The organism is Desulfotignum balticum DSM 7044 (assembly GCF_000421285.1).
Classification (GTDB): Bacteria; Desulfobacterota; Desulfobacteria; order Desulfobacterales; family Desulfobacteraceae; genus Desulfotignum; species Desulfotignum balticum.
Genome location: NZ_ATWO01000001.1, coordinates 1372423 through 1390981 on the forward strand (window position 1 = coordinate 1372423; position 18559 = coordinate 1390981).

Below are 18559 nucleotides of genomic sequence, written 5' to 3' on the forward strand. Positions count from 1 at the left end.
CCCGGATTTGTTTGGCCGGTCACCCATCATAACACGCATTATATAAGGGGGATTCGTGGATAAGCTGGATGCCATTTTTGCACCTGAAACCATTGCCGTAATCGGTGCATCCACCCAGAAAGGGAAGGTGGGGCACGATATTTTTGCCAATATTTTATCCAATGGGTATAAGGGAACGCTGTATCCGGTCAATCCAAAGGCCCGGTCCGTGCTCAGTGTGAAATGTTATACCAGTATCGGCAATATTCCGGATCCCATTGATCTGGCCATGATTATCCTGCCGCCCAAAGCAGCCCTGGCATCGGTTCAGGAGTGTATCAACAAAGGAGTCAAAGGGATTGTTATTGTTTCTGCCGGATTCAAGGAAGTCGGCGGGGAAGGGGCGGATATTGAAAAACAGATCAAAGTCCTGTGCAACAAGGCAGGGGTTCGTCTGGTGGGACCCAACTGCCTAGGTGTGATCAACCCGTCGCCCAAAGTATCCTTGAATGCCAGTTTTTCGGCCCGCATGCCGGAACCGGGCAATGTGTCGTTTATTTCCCAGAGCGGGGCGTTGTGCACGGCCGTGCTGGATTACGCGGCGGACAAGGGATTTGGGTTTTCCAAGTTCATTTCCATCGGCAATAAGGCGGATGTGGATGAACTGGATCTGCTGCGATATTATCATAAAGATCCGGACACGGATGTGGTCATGATTTATATGGAAGAGCTGAGCCGCAGCGCTGAAGAATTTATCACCGAGGTCCGGAAAATGACGTCGGGCACCAATCCGACCCATGTGATCGCCATCAAGTCCGGATCATCCGCTGCCGGTGCCCGGGCTGCGGCTTCCCACACCGGCGCTCTGGCCGGCGCAGACGTTATCTATGACGGGTTGTTTACCATGGCCGGGATCCTGCGGTGCAAGACCGTGAACCAGCTGTTTGATTATGCCCAGGCCTTTGCCGGCAACAAATATCCCACCGGCGATCATGTGGCCATTGTCACCAATGCCGGCGGGCCCGGTATTATGGCCACGGACATGAGTGAACAGTCCGGGTTGCAGCTGGCTCAGTTTTCCGAAGAAACCATCACGGAACTGAAAAAATACCTGCCGTCCACCGCCAATTTTCACAATCCCGTGGATGTGATCGGGGATGCAGCCAAAGACCGGTATGAAAACACGCTGGCCACGGTGCTGGCGGACCGGGGCGTGGATGCGGTGCTGATTATTCTGACGCCCCAGTCCATGACCGATGCCATCGGCACGGCCGAATCCATTGTCCGGATTGCCGAAAACACCATCAAACCGATTCTATGCGCTTTCATGGGCATCGTGGATGTGTCGGACGGAGTCAAACTGCTTCAGAAACACAAGGTGCCCGTGTACCAGTTTCCTGAAAGTGCGGCCCGGTCTTTGGGCGCATTGCGGGAGGGAATGAAATGGCTGTTTCGAAAAATTCTGCCTCCCTACAACCTGGTATATGACAAGGAAAAAGCGGGCAGAATCATTGAACAGTATCTGTCCCAGGGCCGGTTTGTTTTAGGGGAACTGGACGGCAACGAGATTCTCAAATGTTACGGCTTTAACATTCTTCCCATGGAACTGGCGAAAACCGCAGATGAAGCCCGACAGATGGCTGAAAAACTGGGGTATCCCGTGGTGATGAAAATCGTGTCCCCCCAGATTCTGCACAAGTCCGATGCCGGAGGCGTCAAGGTCCGACTGGAAAATGGCAAGGCCGTTGAAACCGCATTTGAGCAGATCATGGAAAATGCGAAAAAATATGATCCGGATGCGTATCTGGAAGGGGTGCTGGTGCAGCAGATGGCGCCTGCGGGCAAAGAAGTGATTCTCGGGGTGACCTGGGATCCGGTGTTCGGGCATGCTGTGATGTTCGGGCTGGGCGGTATTTTTGTTGAAGTATACAAGGATGTGGCGTTTAGATTGTCTCCCATGGGACGGAACGTGGCCAGAAGAATGGTGAAAAGCATCAGAGGATACCCCATTCTCAAGGGATTGCGTGGAGAAGCGCCGTCTGATATAGAAGAGATCGAAAAAAATATTGTTTCCTTAAAGGCCCTGGTGGATGATTATCCGGTCATCAGGGAGCTGGATATCAATCCGCTGTTTGTTCATGAGGCAGGAAAGAAAACGACCGTGGCTGATATCATTATCCGGCTGGATGACTCAGCCCAAAACCAATGTAATGGAGGATCTTCAAATGCCTGAAGAAAAAAGTTTTATCATGGAGGCGGCCAAAAAAGCGGCGGAGGCCAACAAGGAGGCTGTCCGGAAAAATGCATTGCCCAAAGTGGATTTTTCCGGCTTTATCCTGTCCATATACTCTTCCGGCCTGGTGCAGCTGGGAAAAGTGGGAGACCCTTCTTCGGGCGAAGTCAAAAAAGACCTGACCATGGCCAAATACACCATCGATATGATGGCCATGCTTTCGGAGAAAACAAAGGGCAATCTGAACGAAGATGAAGAAAATCTGATGCGGGCGCTTCTCAGTGAGATCCGGATGGCCTACGTGGAGGCAAAGGGGTGAGTCAATCTTTGGCCTCGTTTGCCAAAATCAATCTGTTTCTTCATATCACGGGCAAACGGCCGGACGGGTATCATGACCTGTTTTCCCTGATGACAAAAATCACACTGGCGGATGAGATGACCCTTACGTTTAAGGTGCCCGGGGTCAGGGTCTTCTGCAATCATCCCCTGGTCCCTCAAGACCAGACCAATCTGGCGCACCGGGCTGCCACGCTGTTTTTCCGGTCCTGTGAAAAGCAAAAAAAAAATATTTCCGTGCCGGGTGTGGCCATTGATATCCGGAAGCACATTCCTGTGGGCGGCGGACTTGGCGGCGGGAGCAGCAATGCCGCCGCCGTGCTGTCCACATTGAATGCCCGGTGTCATGATCCGTTTTCCCAAAACGAACTGATAAAAATGGGGCAACACCTGGGAGCGGATGTGCCGTTTTTTCTGTATGGTGACACGGCCCTGGCCACGGGGATGGGAGAAACACTGAATCAGGTGCCGAAACTGTTTCCTATCCATGTGGTCGTGTGTGATCCGGGTATTGCTGTTTCCACGGCCAGCGTGTTTCAGAATCATGATTTGTGTTTGACATCTTCAGGGAAATATACTATAGAAACGGCTTCAAATATTTTGTCTGCAAGACAGGATGTTGATATACGGCCATATTTACACAACGATCTGGAAGCCGCCACTTTCAGAGTATACCCGGAAGTCAGAGTTGCCAGAGATGAAATAGCACAGTTGTTACAGCGAACGGTACTCATGTCAGGTAGCGGTGGGTCGTTGTTTGCCCTTTTTTCAGACGAAAAAAAAGCAGGACATGGGTATGATCGGCTTCTTACGCACTGGGCCGGGGGAAAAAAGCGGGTGTTTCTGACCGCTTTACAACAAAAGTGATATATAAGCCATGCTGGGGCGTCGTCAAGTGGCAAGACACAGGGTTTTGATCCCTGCATTCAGAGGTTCGAATCCTCTCGCCCCAGCCAATTTAATTGATGACAAAATAAGACTATAAAACCTAAAGAGATTTGTTATGAGTGGGCTGTCAATATTTGCGGGTAATTCAAACCCGCTGTTGAGCGATCGGATTTCCGAGTATCTTGCAAAACCCCTGGGAAAATTGAAGGTCAACCGGTTCAGTGATGGAGAAATTCAGGTTGAAATTCTTGAAAATGTCAGAAAGCAGGAAATCTATGTGCTTCAATCCACCTGCTACCCGGTGAATGATCATCTGGTGGAACTGCTGCTGTTAATCGATGCATTCAAGCGCTCGTCCGCCAGCCGGGTTACGGCAGTGATCCCCTATTTCGGTTATGCCCGCCAGGACAAAAAAGTGTCGCCCAGAGTGCCTATTTCCGCCAAAATGGTGGCGGATCTTCTGGAAAATACCGGGGTGGACCGCGTGATTACCATGGATTTACATGCCGGCCAGATTCAGGGCTTTTTCAGTGTGCCCGTGGACAATCTGTATGCGGCCCCCATCATTATCGATGATATCAAGACCCGGTACCCTGAAAATCTGGTGGTGGTATCTCCGGACGCAGGCGGTGTGGAACGGGCCAGGGCCTATGCCAAACGGCTGCACTGCAGTCTGGCGATTGTGGATAAGCGCCGGAGCGCTCCCAATCAGGCCAGGGCCATGGCCATCATCGGCGATGTCAAAGACAAGGTTGCCATCGTGATCGATGATATGGTGGATACGGCCGGTACTTTGACCGAAGCAGCCGGGGTGATCCGTGAGAAAGGGGCCCGGCAGGTGCATGCCTATTGTACCCATCCGGTTCTGTCCGGACCGGCCATTGAAAGGATCACCCAGTCTTCACTGAATTCACTGGTTGCCACGGATACCATCCCCTTGTCACCCGAAGCGCAGGCATGTGAAAAGATTAAAACGCTTTCAATTGCCAAGCTGGTGGGTGAGGCCATTATGCGCAGTTACAGAGGCGACTCGGTGAATTCATTATTTATTTAACACGCTTTTTCATAAATTATTACGGTTTTTAACACGCTGTTTTTTGTTCAACCGATAAAACAGCGGCTATGGAGGGAAATACATTGGATCTGATTAAATTGAACGCCACGGAAAGAAACACCCGTGGCAAAGGTGCCGCCAGAAGATTGCGCGGCAAAAAAATGATTCCGGGAGTCGTATACGGGCCCAAGATGGACCCCGTGATGGTCAGTCTGGACACCAGTGAGTTCGACAAGATTGTTCGGGACCGGGGTGTTTCCGGGCTTTTTTTGAGCCTGAAAATTCAGGGGGATGCGCCCCAGACCAAGGTAGTCATGCTCAAGGAACTGCAGATGGATCCTTTCGGGATTGAATATCGGCACGCAGATTTCCAGCAGATTGACATGGATACCCAGGTGACGGTATCTGTCCCTGTGGAGATCCTCGGGACGAGCAAAGGCGTCAAAGACGGCGGGGGCATGCTTCAGATCATCCGCCGGGAACTTGAAGTGGTCTGTAAGCCGGGAGATACACCGGAACGGATTGAAATCGATGTCACCCATCTGGAAATCGGAGATGCGATTCATGTGGAATCCATCGATCTTGGCGAAGGGGTGCAGATTCCCCATGAGGTCAATTTTACCGTGGTGACGGTCGTTCCGCCGGATGCAGGCGAAGAGGAAGAAGTGGAAGAAGACGATCTTCTGGATGAAGAGGAAATGGCAGAAACATCGGAGGATGCTGCTGCTGAATCAACGGAATAGCGTGTAGCATGGATTATGTCATCCACGCGCTTTAAATTGATAGCGGGTCTGGGAAACCCGGGTGAAACCTATTCCCGGACCCGTCATAACATCGGTTTTCTGGTGGTTCAGGCCATTGCAGAACAAGCTGATACTGAGTTCAACAAAACCCGGTTTGATGCCAATTACACCCGGACAACGCTTTACGGCCAGGACGTGTTTCTGGTCAAACCCCTTTCCTATATGAATCGGAGCGGGTTCCCCCTCCAGAAATTATCCGCCTATTTCAAAATTCCTGTTAACGATATCATCGTCGTCCATGATGATATGGATCTGCCTTTCGGGGTGCTTAAAATTGTTCAAGACCGGGGATCCGGCGGGCACAACGGGATCAAATCCATTGTGGATGCGTTTGGCAGTAAAGGCTTTGTCCGGGTGCGGGTGGGCGTTGGACATCCCGGCACCCAAACCGGTGTAACCGGCCATGTCTTAGGTGGGTTTACCCCTGAAGAGCAGGCCGGTCTGGACACCGTGATCAAGGATGCGGTGGCCGCATGCCGGCTCATTCTTTCCCGCGGAGTTGTTCAGGCCATGAATCAGGTGAATTCCAGGCGATAACCCTTTAAAAACCGGTATTTGGGTTTTTTCATTGACAATCTTGTTAGAATGTGTCTATATATCCAAGAATGGGCAAATTGTAAATATATCAAGGTGGGTTATCCAATGGGTGAAAAATCCAAGAACACAGTGGCTAATGTGAACACATCAACCAAAAAAGAATTTGCAAAAGGGGATCTGGCAGTTTATCCGGCACATGGCGTGGGGTGTATCGAGTCCATTGAAAGCAAAGAGATAAACGGTGATACCATGAACTTTTACATGATGAAAATTGTGGAAAACGGCATGGTTATCATGATTCCCACCTCCAATGTCGAATCTGTGGGGTTGCGGGAGGTGATTGCGGAAAACGAGATCCCCGAAGTGTACAAGGTGATGCAGGAAAAGGTTCATAACGGGGACAACCAGACCTGGAACCGCCGGTACAGAGAATATATGGACAAAATAAAGACCGGTTCCATCTATGATGTGGCTGAAGTTTTCCGGGATCTGTTTCAGCTCAAACTGGAAAAAGATCTGTCATTCGGGGAACGCAAACTGTTGGATACGGCACAGAACCTGCTGGTTCAGGAGTTGTCCACAGCAAAGGACATGGATGAAATTTCCATGATGAAGGAAATCGAAAATCTGTTCCAATAAACGGACAATCAATTTGTGAAACTTAGAACCGGCGGATGGATTTCACCCGTCGGTTTTTTTATACCCATCCATGAAAATTGATTTTATCATTTCTTTGCCTTCAGCGGGTCAGCGGCTGGATACCATTGTGTCTCAAACGCTGCCCATGTGCCCAAGATCCCGGGCCGCCGCCGCGATCAACAACCAGGAGATTCGCGTGTCAGGCCAACGGAAACGCCCGGGATATCGGGTAAAAAAAGGGGACCGTGTCTTTGGCGAGATTCGGCTGGAACAGGATGAAAAGATCCTGGAACCGGATTCCCAGCCTTTGGATGTGGTCCATTCAGATTCTCACATAATCCTGGTGAACAAACCGGCCGGGCTGGTGGTCCATCCCGGGGCGGGCCATGGTGACAACACCCTGGTGAACCGGTTGATTCATCATTTTCCAGACCTGGATCAGGTGGGAACAGATCCGACACGGCCCGGGATCGTTCACCGTCTGGACAAAGATACCAGTGGACTGATTCTGGTGGCACGGACCCGTCACAGTCTGGAATTTCTGCAAAAAGAATTTAAATATCATCGGGTGAAGAAAACCTATCTGGCCCTGGTGTCCGGCCGTGATCTGGCTGGGACCGGTGAAGTGGATCGTCCCGTCGGGCGCCATCCAACGCATCGCAAACGGATGTGTGTGAATGTCGATACGGGCAGACATGCCCGGACCGGTTGGCAGGTGCTTCAGCGATTCGACAACGCCTGCCTGGTGTCAGTGCAGCTTTATACCGGTCGAACCCATCAGATCCGGGTTCATTTTTATGATATGGATTCCCCGCTTTTAGGAGACCGCACCTATCAGTTTCGCAGGAACCGGACCGGTCGCCAGGCGTATCCCCGGCACATGCTCCATGCCTGGCAGATCGAATTTAATCATCCATATTCCGGCCAAAAATTCAGATTTGCCGTGGATCCTCCCAAGGACTTCATCCGTGTGGCCGCGTCACTGGCACACAGGGTTTCTGATGATGCACAAAAGGTGTGGGAACAACTGATTTCCGGCCGTCCGGTTTAAAACGGCGGCCACAGCATGGGCAGCAGAATCACGGAGATCACCAGAGAAATAAGAGTAATGGGAACCCCTACTTTGACATAATCCATGAACCGGTATCCCCCCGGACCCATGACCAGCAGGTGTGCCGGATGGGACAACGGGCTGGCAAAACTGGATGATGCGGCAATGGCCACGGTCATCATGAGCAGATGCGGAGAAATTCCCAGTGTGGCTGACGCACTCAGGGCCACAGGAGTCATCAGGACCACCAGGGCTGCCGTGGGAATGATCTGGGTCCCCAGCACGGTGATGAAAAACAGGGCCCCCACCACCCATCTGGGGCCCATATCCCCGACCGTTGCAATCAAGGCCGATGCCCCCATCTGGGCGGCCCCGGTGTTTTCAATGGCCGCCCCTAAAGGCAGCATGGCTGCAATCAGAAACACCACCTTCCATTCAATGGCCCGATACGCTTCCTCCATGCTCAGGCATGTGGTTAAAATCATGCAGGTGGCGCCGGCCAGAGCGGCAATGGAAATGGGCACCAGCCCCAGCATGGCGCTGAGAATGACCGTCACCATGATGATAACGGCAATCTTGGCTTTTTCCAGGCGGGGGGCCTGGGCTGCGGTTTCGTCCAGTACCAGGAAATCGGGATCCCGGGCCAGGGCTTCCAGATTCCGGCGCTGGCCATACACCAGCAAGGCATCCCCGAACTGAAGCGGCAGGTCCTGCAGTCCGGTGCGAAAGGCCCTGCCTTTCCGCCAGACCGCCAGGACACTGATGCCGTACCGCTCCCGGAACATCAGGCTTGCCAGGGTTCTTCCGGCAATGGTGGTGCGGGGGGAGAGCAGCACTTCCGTGGCTCCGATCTGCTGGGATTCCAACTCTTCGGACAACCGTGCGGACTGTTTGGTGATGTCAAGGTCCTGCAGTCCCTGCAAAATTGCCAGATCATGAAAAGATCCCTGAAGCAGGAGCAGATCTTCAGGCTGAATCTCTTCATGGGGAACCGGCATCCAGATCAGGGCCGACTCCCGGATAATGCCGGCCACAGTCAAACCGAACGCATTTCCCAGCCGGCTTTCGATGAGATCATGCCCGGCCAGAACCGATCCGTTCGGCACCCGCACCGGCAGCAGTGCCATCTGCTCTTCCGCCGGTAACCGGGGGTGATCCGGTGTTATGAAATGCAATTGATCCACCACGTTGTTGTGTGCCAGTGTTTCCAGTGCGGCTTTTTCTCCTTGTAAAAATAACTGGTCGCCGGGCGCCAGGCGATGAAGACGCAGATCCCTGACCGGTGTCTGATCTGCAGTATACAGGGCTGTAACATGGACCCGGTGTTCCCGTCGCAATCCACTGTCCGCCAAAGTAACACCCGACAGCGGCGATGCCGTATGAACCGTGGCATTTGCCATGAACAGATGCTGCGACACCAGATCACGGACCTGTTCCGGTGGTTCGATTTTTAAATGCTGGCTGGCATGAATGCGCTGTAAATGCTCCGGACTGCCGTGAACAATTAACGTATCTTCAGGTTCCAGAACTTGATTTGGCGCCGGGGCCAGCATCATGACCCCTTTTCGCTGGATGGCCAGAACCGTCAGGTAAAGGGCGGATCCCAGGCGGCTTTCTGAGAGCGTGCGGCCCTGAAGCGGGGAGTTTTCTGGAATGCGGGTGGTAAAAATATGGGTGTCCAGCTGATAAGATGAACCAATGGCTTTGTGATAACCGGTTTTTGCCTCTCCGGACCGGGTGGGTAAGAGATGCCGCCCGATCAGGATCATAAAAACGATGCCGGCTGCCACAATGGCGCCTGTGATGGGAGTAAAATCAAAAATGGAGAAAGGTTCCAGTCCGGCGTTGCGCAGGGCATCGGTTGCCAGGATATTGGGCGGGGTGGAGATACTGGTGAAAGGGCCTCCCAGCAGGCACCCCAATGACAAGGGCATCAACAGCCGGGAGGGCGGATACCCGCTGCGCCGGGACAGTTCCATGGCAGAGGGAAGCAGAATCGCGGCGACTGTCACGGTGTTGATGAGAGCGGACAGCAGGCTGGCAAAAAGCATCAGCGCCGCCATGAGTGTGATTTCACTGCCCCGTGCCAGCCTTTGAAGCGGCCGGCCCAGCTGATGCGCAATGCCGGTGCGGGTGAGTCCAGCCGTCAGGATAAACAATGCCCAGACCGTGACTACCGCCGGGCTGCTGAACCCGGCCATTGCTTCCTGGGGCGTGACCAGTCCGGTCAATGCCAGTGCCGACAGCACCATCAGCCCCACCAGATCCACCCGGAGCCAACCGCCGATAAACAGGACAAATGCACAAAGAACAATACCCAGCAAAACATAGATGTCACCCATGGTTCATGCACTCCTTATTTCATGCAGAATTCTACACAGACAGCAATCCGCAAATAGTACTGAACACCGCTGATTTTGTAAATCCTGAATGTTTTTTCTTGACAGACCGCCCCTTTTGGTTGACATAGTGACTTTTTTTGAGAAACTAAATTGACCAACAAAAAAAGGCCAGGACCCCGGATATGAAACAGGCATTGATTCACAACCCCATGTATATCTATCTGATGGTGCTTACCATCACGGTTTCCGGAGGCCTGCATGTGTGGCAGACCCTGTTTGACAATTTTGCGGTCAACGTGGTTCATCTGGAAGGCCACCATGTGGGAGTGATCCAGTCTGTCCGGGAAATTCCCGGATTTCTGTCTTTGCTGGTGGTCTATGTGCTGTTGATTCTCAAAGAGCACCGGTTGTCCGCCCTGTCGGTTCTGCTTTTAGGCATCGGGCTGGCCGCCACGGGCATGCTTCCCAGTTTCATGGGGCTGATTTTGACCACGCTGGTGATGAGTTTCGGGTTCCATTATTATGAAACCACCTACCAGTCATTGGGGTTGCAGTATTTTGACAAATCCGTGGCGCCGGTGGTATTTGGGAAACTCAGAAGCTATGCCGCGTTAAGCAGCATGGTTACCGGCGGTGTGGTGTTTATTCTGGTGATGTTTCTTTCTTTTTCCCAGATGTATGTGGTGTTCGGCGCTTTGGTGGCCGGGGTCGGCCTTTGGGCGTTCACAAGGAATCCTGCATCCACGGATATGATACCCCAGCATAAAAAATTGATTTTTAAAAAGTGCTACTGGCTGTACTATGCCCTGACCTTCATGGCCGGTGCCCGGCGACAGATCTTTATGGCGTTTGCCGTATTTCTGCTGGTGAAAAAATTTGAATATTCCGTCCAGGGAATTGCCGTTCTTTTTCTCATCAACAACAGCATCAATTATTTTTTAAGCCCGTTTATCGGTAAATGCATTGTCTGGTTCGGGGAACGCCGGATGTTGAGCCTGGAATACCTGGCCCTGATTTTTATTTTTATTTCCTATGCCCTGGTGAGTTCTCCGGTAGCGGCAGGGGTGCTGTATGTTCTGGATCATGTGTTTTTCAATTTTGCCATTGCCATCAACACCTTTTTTCAGAAAATTGCCGATCCCAGGGATATTGCGCCCAGCATGGCCATGGGATTCACCATCAATCATATCGCCGCAGTGGTACTGCCGGCAGTCGGGGGGCTGCTCTGGCTGATCGACTACCGGATCCCGTTTATTGCCGGTGCGGGATTGAGTGTCATTTCCCTGATGCTGGTGCAGTGCATCACCGGACAGTTAAAAGCCGCATCGGCTGATGCCTGATCCCTGGAAATGAAAAATTATAACTGGCTGTAGGCGCACCGGATCAATTGCTCCGTGGTCTCCCATGAAATGCATTCATCCGTGATGGACACCCCGTATTTCAGGGCACACCCGTCCCCGGGACAGTTCTGGCGGCCTTCAAACAGGTTGCTTTCAAGCATCAGGCCCATGATGCCTGAATTCCCTTCAAGGCGCTGATCCAGTGCACTTTTAAACACAAATGCCTGACCCGTGAATTTCTGACCGGAATTGTCATGGGAACAGTCAATGATGAGGCGGTCCGGCAGGTGCTGCTCTCTGAGGATGGTCCGGGCCCGTCCCACGGAAACCGGGTCATAGTTCGGGGTGGCACCGCCCCGCAGAACCAGGTGGCAGAACGGGTTACCCGTGGTGGACACCACAGAGGAACGGCCATCCGGATCAATACCCAGAAAATGCTGAGGAGAGCCGGCTGCCTGAATGGCGTTGACAGCGGCGGTGATCCGGCCGTCCGTGCTGTTTTTAAATCCCACGGGCATGGACAGACCGGACGCCATTTCCCGGTGGGTCTGGGATTCTGTGGTCCTTGCTCCGACAGCCACCCAGGCAAGCAGTCCGGCAATATACTGAGGCGTGATAGGGTCCAGGATTTCCGTGGCCGTGGGCAGTCCTGTGTCATTGATGTCGATGAGCAGTTTTCTGGCGGTTTCCAGGCCGGCATTGACATTGTATGAGGCATCCAGAAACGGATCATTGATCAACCCTTTCCATCCCACGGTGGTACGGGGTTTTTCAAAATAAACCCGCATGATCAGGTTGATTTTGTCTGCAACCTCCCGGCGCAGTGCCATCAGTTTATGCGCATATTCCAGGGCCGCTTCCGGGTCATGGATGGAACAGGGGCCGGCAATGATCAGCAGGCGGTCCTCTTTTCCCGTCAAAATATCCGCCACCTCTTTTCTGCCGGAAACAACCGTGTGAGCGGCTGCATCCGTCAATGGCAGGACCTGCTTCATTTCCGTGGGGGATATCAGGGGTTTGAACTCTTTTACGTGGATGTCAAAGGTTTTTTTCATGGCGGTCTCCTTTGCCGGTCATCAGAACCCGCCGCCCAAAGCCTTTAAAACGCAAAAAGCCGCAGGCGGTGAGAGTGCCTGCGGCTTTTTGTTTGTTATGGAATCGGTTTACGGCAGCCCAGGCAGATGCGTATAATAATACACATAATAATATGCATACGATCTGTCTGTGGCGCTCAAGTTCATTTAAAATTCTCCGTTGGCGTTTGTTCAGCTAAACCATATTTTTTGCGTTTGGTCAATGATTTTATTTTAAAGCGTTCTCATTGATACATATCCGGCACCGGCGGCAATCAATCATGGGGCAGGCCGGGGATTGTTTTTCCTTTGCAGCCCGGTGCCATTCAGCGGCAAGAAATTTTTTGGAAATGCCTGAATCCAGAAAATCCCATGGTAAAGACGGCAGAGCCGGGCAGGGATCGGTATCCGCAATTCCGGAAACCGCCGGTATTGGTTTCGGGGTGTAAATGATCCGGCGGCAGTCATCCATATGATGCCTGAACGCATAGGCCCATCCATGGTCACAGGCGGTTTCTATCACATTCGCTGTGTTTTGGTCTCCCAAAGACAAAAGCGCGCTGATTTTTGCGGTTTTCACCGAAGGCAGGTTCACAATGACATTGGGTGTTTTTTTCAGACCCTGTCCGATGATGCCGATGCGGCGTTTGAGCGTGGCATCATCGGTCAAAGCAGCCCATTGAAACGGTGTGGCCGGCTTGGGAATAAAGGCATTGATGCTCAGGGTGATGGTGCCCATGCGTTTCTGTTTTCTGGAAACCGTTAAAAAGCGTTCCTTGATTTCCCGGGTCAGATTGACAATGGCCCGGACATCGTCATCGGTTTCAAAAGGCAGGCCGATCATGAAATACAGCCGAAGGTTTAAAATGTCTTTTGCCACCAGTTTTTCCACGGCCAGAAAAATATCGGGTTCGGTCATTTTTTTGTTGATAACACGGCGCATGCGTTCAGATCCGGCTTCCGGCGCAATGGTGGCGGTTTTAACTTTGGATCGGTGCAGCAGATCGATCATGGGGTCATCGAGTTTATCGGCCCGCAGAGAGGAAAACGACAGCGAAAATCCGTGATCCGTGCCATATTCACAGATCTCTGCAATGTCCGGATGATCCAGGATGGCGGAACTTACCAGGCCGATTTTCCGGGTGTTTCCCGACGCCTTGTCCATGGCTTTCAACACATTTTCTTTGGGATAGATCCGGGGGGGGCGGTAAATGAACCCGGCGGTACAGAAACGGCACCCATGGGGACAGCCTTTGAGTATTTCCACCAGAAATTTGTCTTTAAACGCAGTGTGTGATGTCAAAACACAGGTATGGGTCTGAATATGATCCAGGTTTTCCAGAAACCGGACCGGTATTTTTTTTTTAGAAAATGGCGGATGCCGGGCCGGTACATAGGCCCCGGGCAGGTCGGTTTCCAGAATAGCCAGCAGATCAATTCGATGAGGATATTGATGAAACAGGGAAAAGAATTCATTGACCAGACATTCCGCTTCCCCCAGAAGAAAAAAATCCATGAAAGGGGCAATGGGTTCCGGATTGAGAAAACAGGCCACCCCGCCGGCGGCCACCAGAGGATGGAGGTGGTTTCGGTCTGATGACCGCGGGGGGATGCCTGCTTGTCTGAGTATGTCAACCAGATGGATATAATCGTTTTCAAAAGAGATGGAAAACAATATGATATCAAAGTGATGCAACGGCTGCCGAGTTTCACAGCTGACCACGGCATTTTTTTTTTGCCTGAGGTTCGGCAGAAAAACCCGTTCACAGGCAATGTCGGGTTCCTGATTGATCAGGTGATACACCCGCTGAAATCCTAAGTTGGACATGCCGGTTTTGTAGGTGTTGGGATAGACCAGGGCCACCCGGGTCAATCCCTTTCCCTGCTTGATGATGACCCCTTTTTCAGTCAGGAGGTCATGAGACGGTCTGGTTGATGGTGTCACCACATCAATCGGCTTTTCTTCTCAAAAAAGTGGGCACCTCCAGATTGTCATTGTCAAAGGCATTGTCCGTGTAGGGTAAGGCAATGTCTTCCCCGCCCACGACCCGTTTGTGGGTGACCCGGACTTGATCTTCCTTCCAGTTGGCCAGCTCCTCCTGGGTGGGAGTCCGAACCCGGCCCCTGGCAATGGAACCACCGGAATTTTCGAAAGTATTCGGCCGGGGCTGGGCCGCTGTTTGATTTCGTGCCTGCTGGCCATCATAACCGGACTCCATGGCCGGCATTGCAGGGGGTTCGAACCGATGCATGTTTTCAGCCAGTTCCGGTTCTTTTTCGCCGATGCCGGTGGCAATGACCGTAATCCGGATTTCATCTCCCAGGGTTTCATCAAAGGTCTGTCCCCAGATGATATCTGCAGCATCTCCCACTTCCTGGTAGATCCGGTCCGAGGCTTCGGTCATTTCGTCCAGGGTCAGATCGGATGACGAAGTGATGTTCATGAGCACGCCTTTGGCTCCGGAAATGGAAATATCTTCCAAAAGCGGATGGGAAATGGCTTTTTCCGCCGCTTCCGTGGCCCGGTTTTCACCGGAGGCAATGCCGATGCCCATCAGGGCTTTCCCGGCTTTCTGCATGGTGGTTTTGACGTCGGCAAAGTCCAGGTTTACATGGCCGGGCATCATGATCAGATCAGTGATCCCTTTGACGGAATGGTGAAGAATTTCATCTGCTTTGATGAACATATCCACCATTCTGGCGCCTTTGGGTGCGATTCCCCGAAGCCGGTCATTGGGAATGGTGATGACGGTGTCGGTGATACCATGGAGCTTTTCCAGTCCATCCAGGGCCTGGCGCTCTCTTTTTTTGCCTTCAAAGGAAAACGGTTTGGAAGCCACGGCAACGGTGAGGATGCCTAAATCCTTGCAGATTTCTGCAATCACCGGGGCCGCGCCCGTACCGGTACCGCCGCCGAACCCGGCTGTGATAAAAACCATGTGGCTGCCTTCCAGAGATTCCCGGATTTCATCCATGCTTTCCAGGGCCGCTTCCCTGCCGACGTTGGGATCCGCTCCGGCCCCGAGTCCTTCGGTCAGGGATTTTCCCAGCTGGATTTTGATTTCCGCATTGGATGTTTCAAGGGCCTGGGCATCCGTGTTTGCCACGATAAATTTCACGCCCTGGAGATTGGCATTGATCATGTTGTTGACCGCGTTTCCGCCGGCTCCGCCGACACCGATAACCTTGATTTTTGCTGACGCTTTGCTTTCCACAAAAGAAAAATTCATGTCCACCTCCCTGGTGAGTTGTTTATATAATATCTTTAAACCATTGTTTCATTCGTGTGACCACCGGTCTTAAGCCGGGTTTGACGGGTTCTGGTGCGGGCAGATCACAGGTGGCCGAGGCCCCGAAAACAACCAGGCCCACGCTGGTGGCATAGGCCGGGTTTCTGACAATGTCTTTCAATCCGCCGATCCGGTCGGGTTCTCCGATTCTTACCGGAACACTGAAGACCGATTCTGCAATCTCGGTGATGCCGTCCATCACCACACTGCCTCCGGTGAGAATGAATCCGGCAGGAAACGCATTTTCAAGCCCATTGGAAAACAGCTCTTTTTTGAGCAGAGAAAAGATTTCTTCCACCCGGGGTTCCAGAATTTCAGCCAGAATTCCTTTGGACAGCCGTTTGGGGGACCGGCCGCCCACGGCCGGCACTTCAATGGTGGCCCCGTTCCGGATGTGTTCCGGCATGCAGGTGCCGTGATCGATTTTGATTTTTTCCGCTTCCGGCAACGGGGTTCTCAGTCCGATGGAGATATCATTGGTGAGGTTGTGGCCGCCCACGGTCAATTCATAAATAAATTTAAGATTGTTGTCTTTGAAAAGCGCCAGATCCGTGATGCCGCCGCCGATGTCCGCCACAACGCACCCGAGCTCTTTTTCTTCGGCACTGAGGACTGCCTGTCCGGATGCCAGGGAGGACAGCACAATGTCACAGACCTCTAGCCCGGCCTTGTTGCAGCATTTCACCAGATTTCTGGCGGAAGAGACCGCACTGGTAACAATGTGTATTTTGGCTTCCAGACGGATGGCGGTCATGCCCACCGGATTCTGAATCGATCTCATGTCATCCACGACAAATTCCTGGGGAACGACATGAAGAATTTCCCGGTCCGCCGGGATGGCCACGGCTTTGGCCGCCTCAATCACCCGTTCCACATCATTCTGGGTAATTTCCCGGCCTTTGATGGCAATGATGCCGTGGCTGTTGAAAGCTTTGACATGATTGCCGGCAATGCCCACATAGACCGAAGAAATGTCGCACCCGGCCATGAGTTCCGCTTCCTGGACCGCTTTTTTGATGGCATCCACCGTGGACTCGATATTGACCACCGAGCCTTTTCGAAGACCCGTGGACGGATGGGATCCCACACCGATGATATTGATTTCATCATCCAGGATTTCTCCCACCACGGCACAGATTTTGGTGGTTCCGATGTCCAGGCCCACAATTATTTTTTCATTCACCTGCAAAATCAGACCCCCTTTTCTATATTGGCCGGTAAGGTTTCCCTGGGTGCGGTTTGCACAAAAACCGTCTCTGTGTCGAACAGATCCATGGCACACAGGGTTTTTCCGGGAATGTTGGCGTGAATGTACTGACTGATCTGACGGGCTTTGTCCAGTTTCCGGTCATAATCATCAAATCCCAGACAGATGGGTAACGCACGGGTTTTCGGCACCAGAGACGGCTTGAACAGTCCGGTTGCCTGAATGGTGACGCCCACCAGTTCATCCCCGTGGATGGAACGGATGTTGTTCTGGTATTTTCCCTGGAGAAGATCCAGCACTGCGTTGAACAATGGTCCTTCAAAATGGTAGAAATTGTCACTGCTGGTCAGATCCAGGCCCGTGATCACGGGGAGAGCCACATTCTGATCCATGTCCGGTTCATACGCTTTAAACGGCACTCCCTGCCGGTTGATGATCATATCCGGAAAATTTTCAATCCGGACGATGGCCAGCGGATGCTGCTCTTCAATGGAAATTGTCAAAGTGGAGAACAGGGACCGGTGAACCGTGGCCGCTGCGATCCAGGGATGGGATGCAATGCGTTTTTCCATGACGGGCAGATTGACCTGGAAAATATTGGCAGGTCCCAACAGGTCGGCCAGGGCCAGAATTTCTTCTTTTTTCACCCGGTGTTCTCCCTGGATGTTGATCTGACGAATGGTGAAAAAAGGACTTTGCACCACCATGTCATGGGCAAACACAGCAAATACGCTGAAAACACAGATAAGCAGAACCGGTTTCAGCAAACTGGAAAAAAATGATGATTTTTTGGCGGTTTTTTCAGGGGCAGTGGGGTTTGCCGGTTCTTTGCGCCGGTTGGGCAAATATTTTTCATTCATTTTTCATTCCATCTCCTGTGGTGATGACTTCGGTTTCAAGAACGATATTGTATCGGTCCAGCACCTGTTGTTGAATGTGCTGTTTCAGTGCCAGAATATCTTTGCAGGTGGCATGGCCGAGGTTGACAATATAGTTGGCATGGATTAAAGATACCTGGGCATCCTGGATGGTTTTTCCCTTGAGCCCCGCTTCTTCGATCAGTTTGCCGGCCGGCCGGTCCGGACCCGGATTTTTGAAAAAACACCCGGCACTGGGCAGATCCATGGGCTGGGTGTGCTGCTTGCGTAAAAAAATGTCTTCATACGTCTGTTTGATCCGGGCAGGATCACCCGGTGACAGTGCCAGTGTGATGCCTAAAATCAGATGATTGTCAAGATGCAGTCGCCGATAGGAAAAGGTCAACGCGTCTTTTTTCAGGGTTTGAATGCTCAAGGTGTTCAGATTCAGAACCTCCAGACTGTAGACCCGGTTGCCGATGCCCTGGTCAGCCGTGCCCGCGTTCATGATTACAGCCCCCCCGACTGTGCCGGGAATTCCCGCACAAAATTCCAGACCGGCCAGACCCTGGTTTACGGCATATTTGCAGACCGTGGACAGCGGCTGGCCGGCTTCCATGAAAAGATGCACATGATTGCCGGAGTGCGGTCGAACCTGGATGCCGGATTTAAGGTGCGTGGTCACCACCACCAGTCCCCGGATCCCCTGATCCGAGACCAGCAGGTTGCACCCGCCCCCTACGATGGTTACCGGCACAGACGCGTTTTTAGCGGCACCCAGCAGGGCTACCAGTTCCTGCCGGGTCCTGGGCTGTGCCAGAAGGTCTGCCGGTCCTCCGACATTCAGGCGGGTATGGGCCGCCATCAGAACATCTGTTTTCAGATGAAATTCCTGTTGCAATGAATTTATGCCGGAATGTGATGTCATCG

Annotated in this window: 16 protein-coding genes and 1 tRNA gene; 10 read left to right on the forward strand and 7 right to left on the reverse strand. The window is 52.4% G+C overall.

Features of this window, described 5'->3' with window-relative positions:
- The first annotated feature begins 55 nt into the window (after window positions 1-55).
- From K365_RS0106955 to K365_RS0106995, 9 genes are all read left to right on the forward strand, one after another.
- Complete coding sequence (locus tag K365_RS0106955) at window positions 56-2212, forward strand: acetate--CoA ligase family protein (RefSeq protein WP_024334011.1); 2157 nt, start codon at window positions 56-58, stop codon at window positions 2210-2212.
- Window positions 2205-2531: a DUF1844 domain-containing protein gene (locus K365_RS0106960; protein WP_006965920.1), complete on the forward strand. Its 327-nt coding sequence runs from the start codon at window positions 2205-2207 to the stop codon at window positions 2529-2531. The genes K365_RS0106955 and K365_RS0106960 overlap by 8 nt, the downstream gene beginning before the upstream one ends.
- Window positions 2528-3415: a 4-(cytidine 5'-diphospho)-2-C-methyl-D-erythritol kinase gene (gene ispE / locus K365_RS0106965; protein ID WP_034624840.1), complete on the forward strand. Its 888-nt coding sequence runs from the start codon at window positions 2528-2530 to the stop codon at window positions 3413-3415. Before K365_RS0106960 ends, ispE begins: the two co-directional genes overlap by 4 nt.
- 14 nt (window positions 3416-3429) lie before the next feature.
- Window positions 3430-3504 (forward strand) — tRNA-Gln (locus K365_RS0106970).
- Window positions 3505-3551: 47 nt separating this feature from the next.
- The gene (locus K365_RS0106975; RefSeq protein WP_006965918.1) at window positions 3552-4490 is read left to right on the forward strand and encodes a ribose-phosphate diphosphokinase; all 939 of its coding nucleotides are present in this window, start codon (window positions 3552-3554) and stop codon (window positions 4488-4490) included.
- An 83-nt stretch (window positions 4491-4573) separates the two neighbouring features.
- Window positions 4574-5233 (forward strand): 50S ribosomal protein L25, encoded by a 660-nt coding sequence (locus tag K365_RS0106980; RefSeq protein WP_024334013.1) that lies wholly within the window; start codon window positions 4574-4576, stop codon window positions 5231-5233.
- Between the two features lie 15 nt (window positions 5234-5248).
- Window positions 5249-5830 (forward strand): aminoacyl-tRNA hydrolase, encoded by a 582-nt coding sequence (gene pth, locus K365_RS0106985; RefSeq protein WP_006965916.1) that lies wholly within the window; start codon window positions 5249-5251, stop codon window positions 5828-5830.
- Between the two features lie 105 nt (window positions 5831-5935).
- A complete protein-coding gene (locus tag K365_RS0106990; RefSeq protein ID WP_024334014.1) occupies window positions 5936-6469 on the forward strand; it encodes a CarD family transcriptional regulator in 534 nt (177 codons plus the stop codon).
- 70 nt (window positions 6470-6539) lie between these two features.
- A complete protein-coding gene (locus tag K365_RS0106995; RefSeq protein WP_024334015.1) occupies window positions 6540-7520 on the forward strand; it encodes an RluA family pseudouridine synthase in 981 nt (326 codons plus the stop codon).
- Here the strand turns inward: K365_RS0106995 and K365_RS0107000 are convergent.
- A complete protein-coding gene (locus K365_RS0107000) occupies window positions 7517-9862 on the reverse strand; it encodes an SLC13 family permease (protein ID WP_024334016.1) in 2346 nt (781 codons plus the stop codon). The genes K365_RS0106995 and K365_RS0107000 overlap by 4 nt on opposite strands.
- 182 nt (window positions 9863-10044) lie before the next feature.
- On the opposite strand from K365_RS0107000, the gene K365_RS0107005 reads away from it, so the two are divergent.
- The gene (locus K365_RS0107005) at window positions 10045-11202 is read left to right on the forward strand and encodes an MFS transporter (protein WP_024334017.1); all 1158 of its coding nucleotides are present in this window, start codon (window positions 10045-10047) and stop codon (window positions 11200-11202) included.
- A 17-nt stretch (window positions 11203-11219) separates the two neighbouring features.
- On the opposite strand, the gene K365_RS0107010 is transcribed toward K365_RS0107005, so the two are convergent.
- The 6 genes from K365_RS0107010 to murB form a co-directional block, all read right to left on the reverse strand.
- Window positions 11220-12257 carry a 3-deoxy-7-phosphoheptulonate synthase gene (locus tag K365_RS0107010; RefSeq protein WP_006965911.1) on the reverse strand — a complete coding sequence of 346 codons (1038 nt, stop codon included), beginning with the start codon at window positions 12255-12257 and terminating at the stop codon, window positions 11220-11222.
- Window positions 12258-12504: 247 nt separating this feature from the next.
- A complete protein-coding gene (locus K365_RS0107020) occupies window positions 12505-14220 on the reverse strand; it encodes a radical SAM protein (RefSeq protein WP_245569142.1) in 1716 nt (571 codons plus the stop codon).
- A 4-nt stretch (window positions 14221-14224) separates the two neighbouring features.
- On the reverse strand, window positions 14225-15505 hold the full coding sequence (ftsZ, locus tag K365_RS0107025) for a cell division protein FtsZ (RefSeq protein ID WP_006965909.1): 1281 nt from the start codon (window positions 15503-15505) through the stop codon (window positions 14225-14227).
- 22 nt (window positions 15506-15527) lie between these two features.
- Entirely contained in the window at window positions 15528-16754 is a 1227-nt protein-coding gene (ftsA, locus tag K365_RS0107030; protein ID WP_006965908.1) for a cell division protein FtsA, read from the reverse strand.
- Between the two features lie 2 nt (window positions 16755-16756).
- The gene (locus tag K365_RS0107035) at window positions 16757-17632 is read right to left on the reverse strand and encodes a cell division protein FtsQ/DivIB (RefSeq protein ID WP_024334019.1); all 876 of its coding nucleotides are present in this window, start codon (window positions 17630-17632) and stop codon (window positions 16757-16759) included.
- On the reverse strand, window positions 17625-18557 hold the full coding sequence (gene murB / locus K365_RS0107040) for a UDP-N-acetylmuramate dehydrogenase (RefSeq protein ID WP_024334020.1): 933 nt from the start codon (window positions 18555-18557) through the stop codon (window positions 17625-17627). Before murB ends, K365_RS0107035 begins: the two co-directional genes overlap by 8 nt.
- Window positions 18558-18559: the final 2 nt, after the last annotated feature.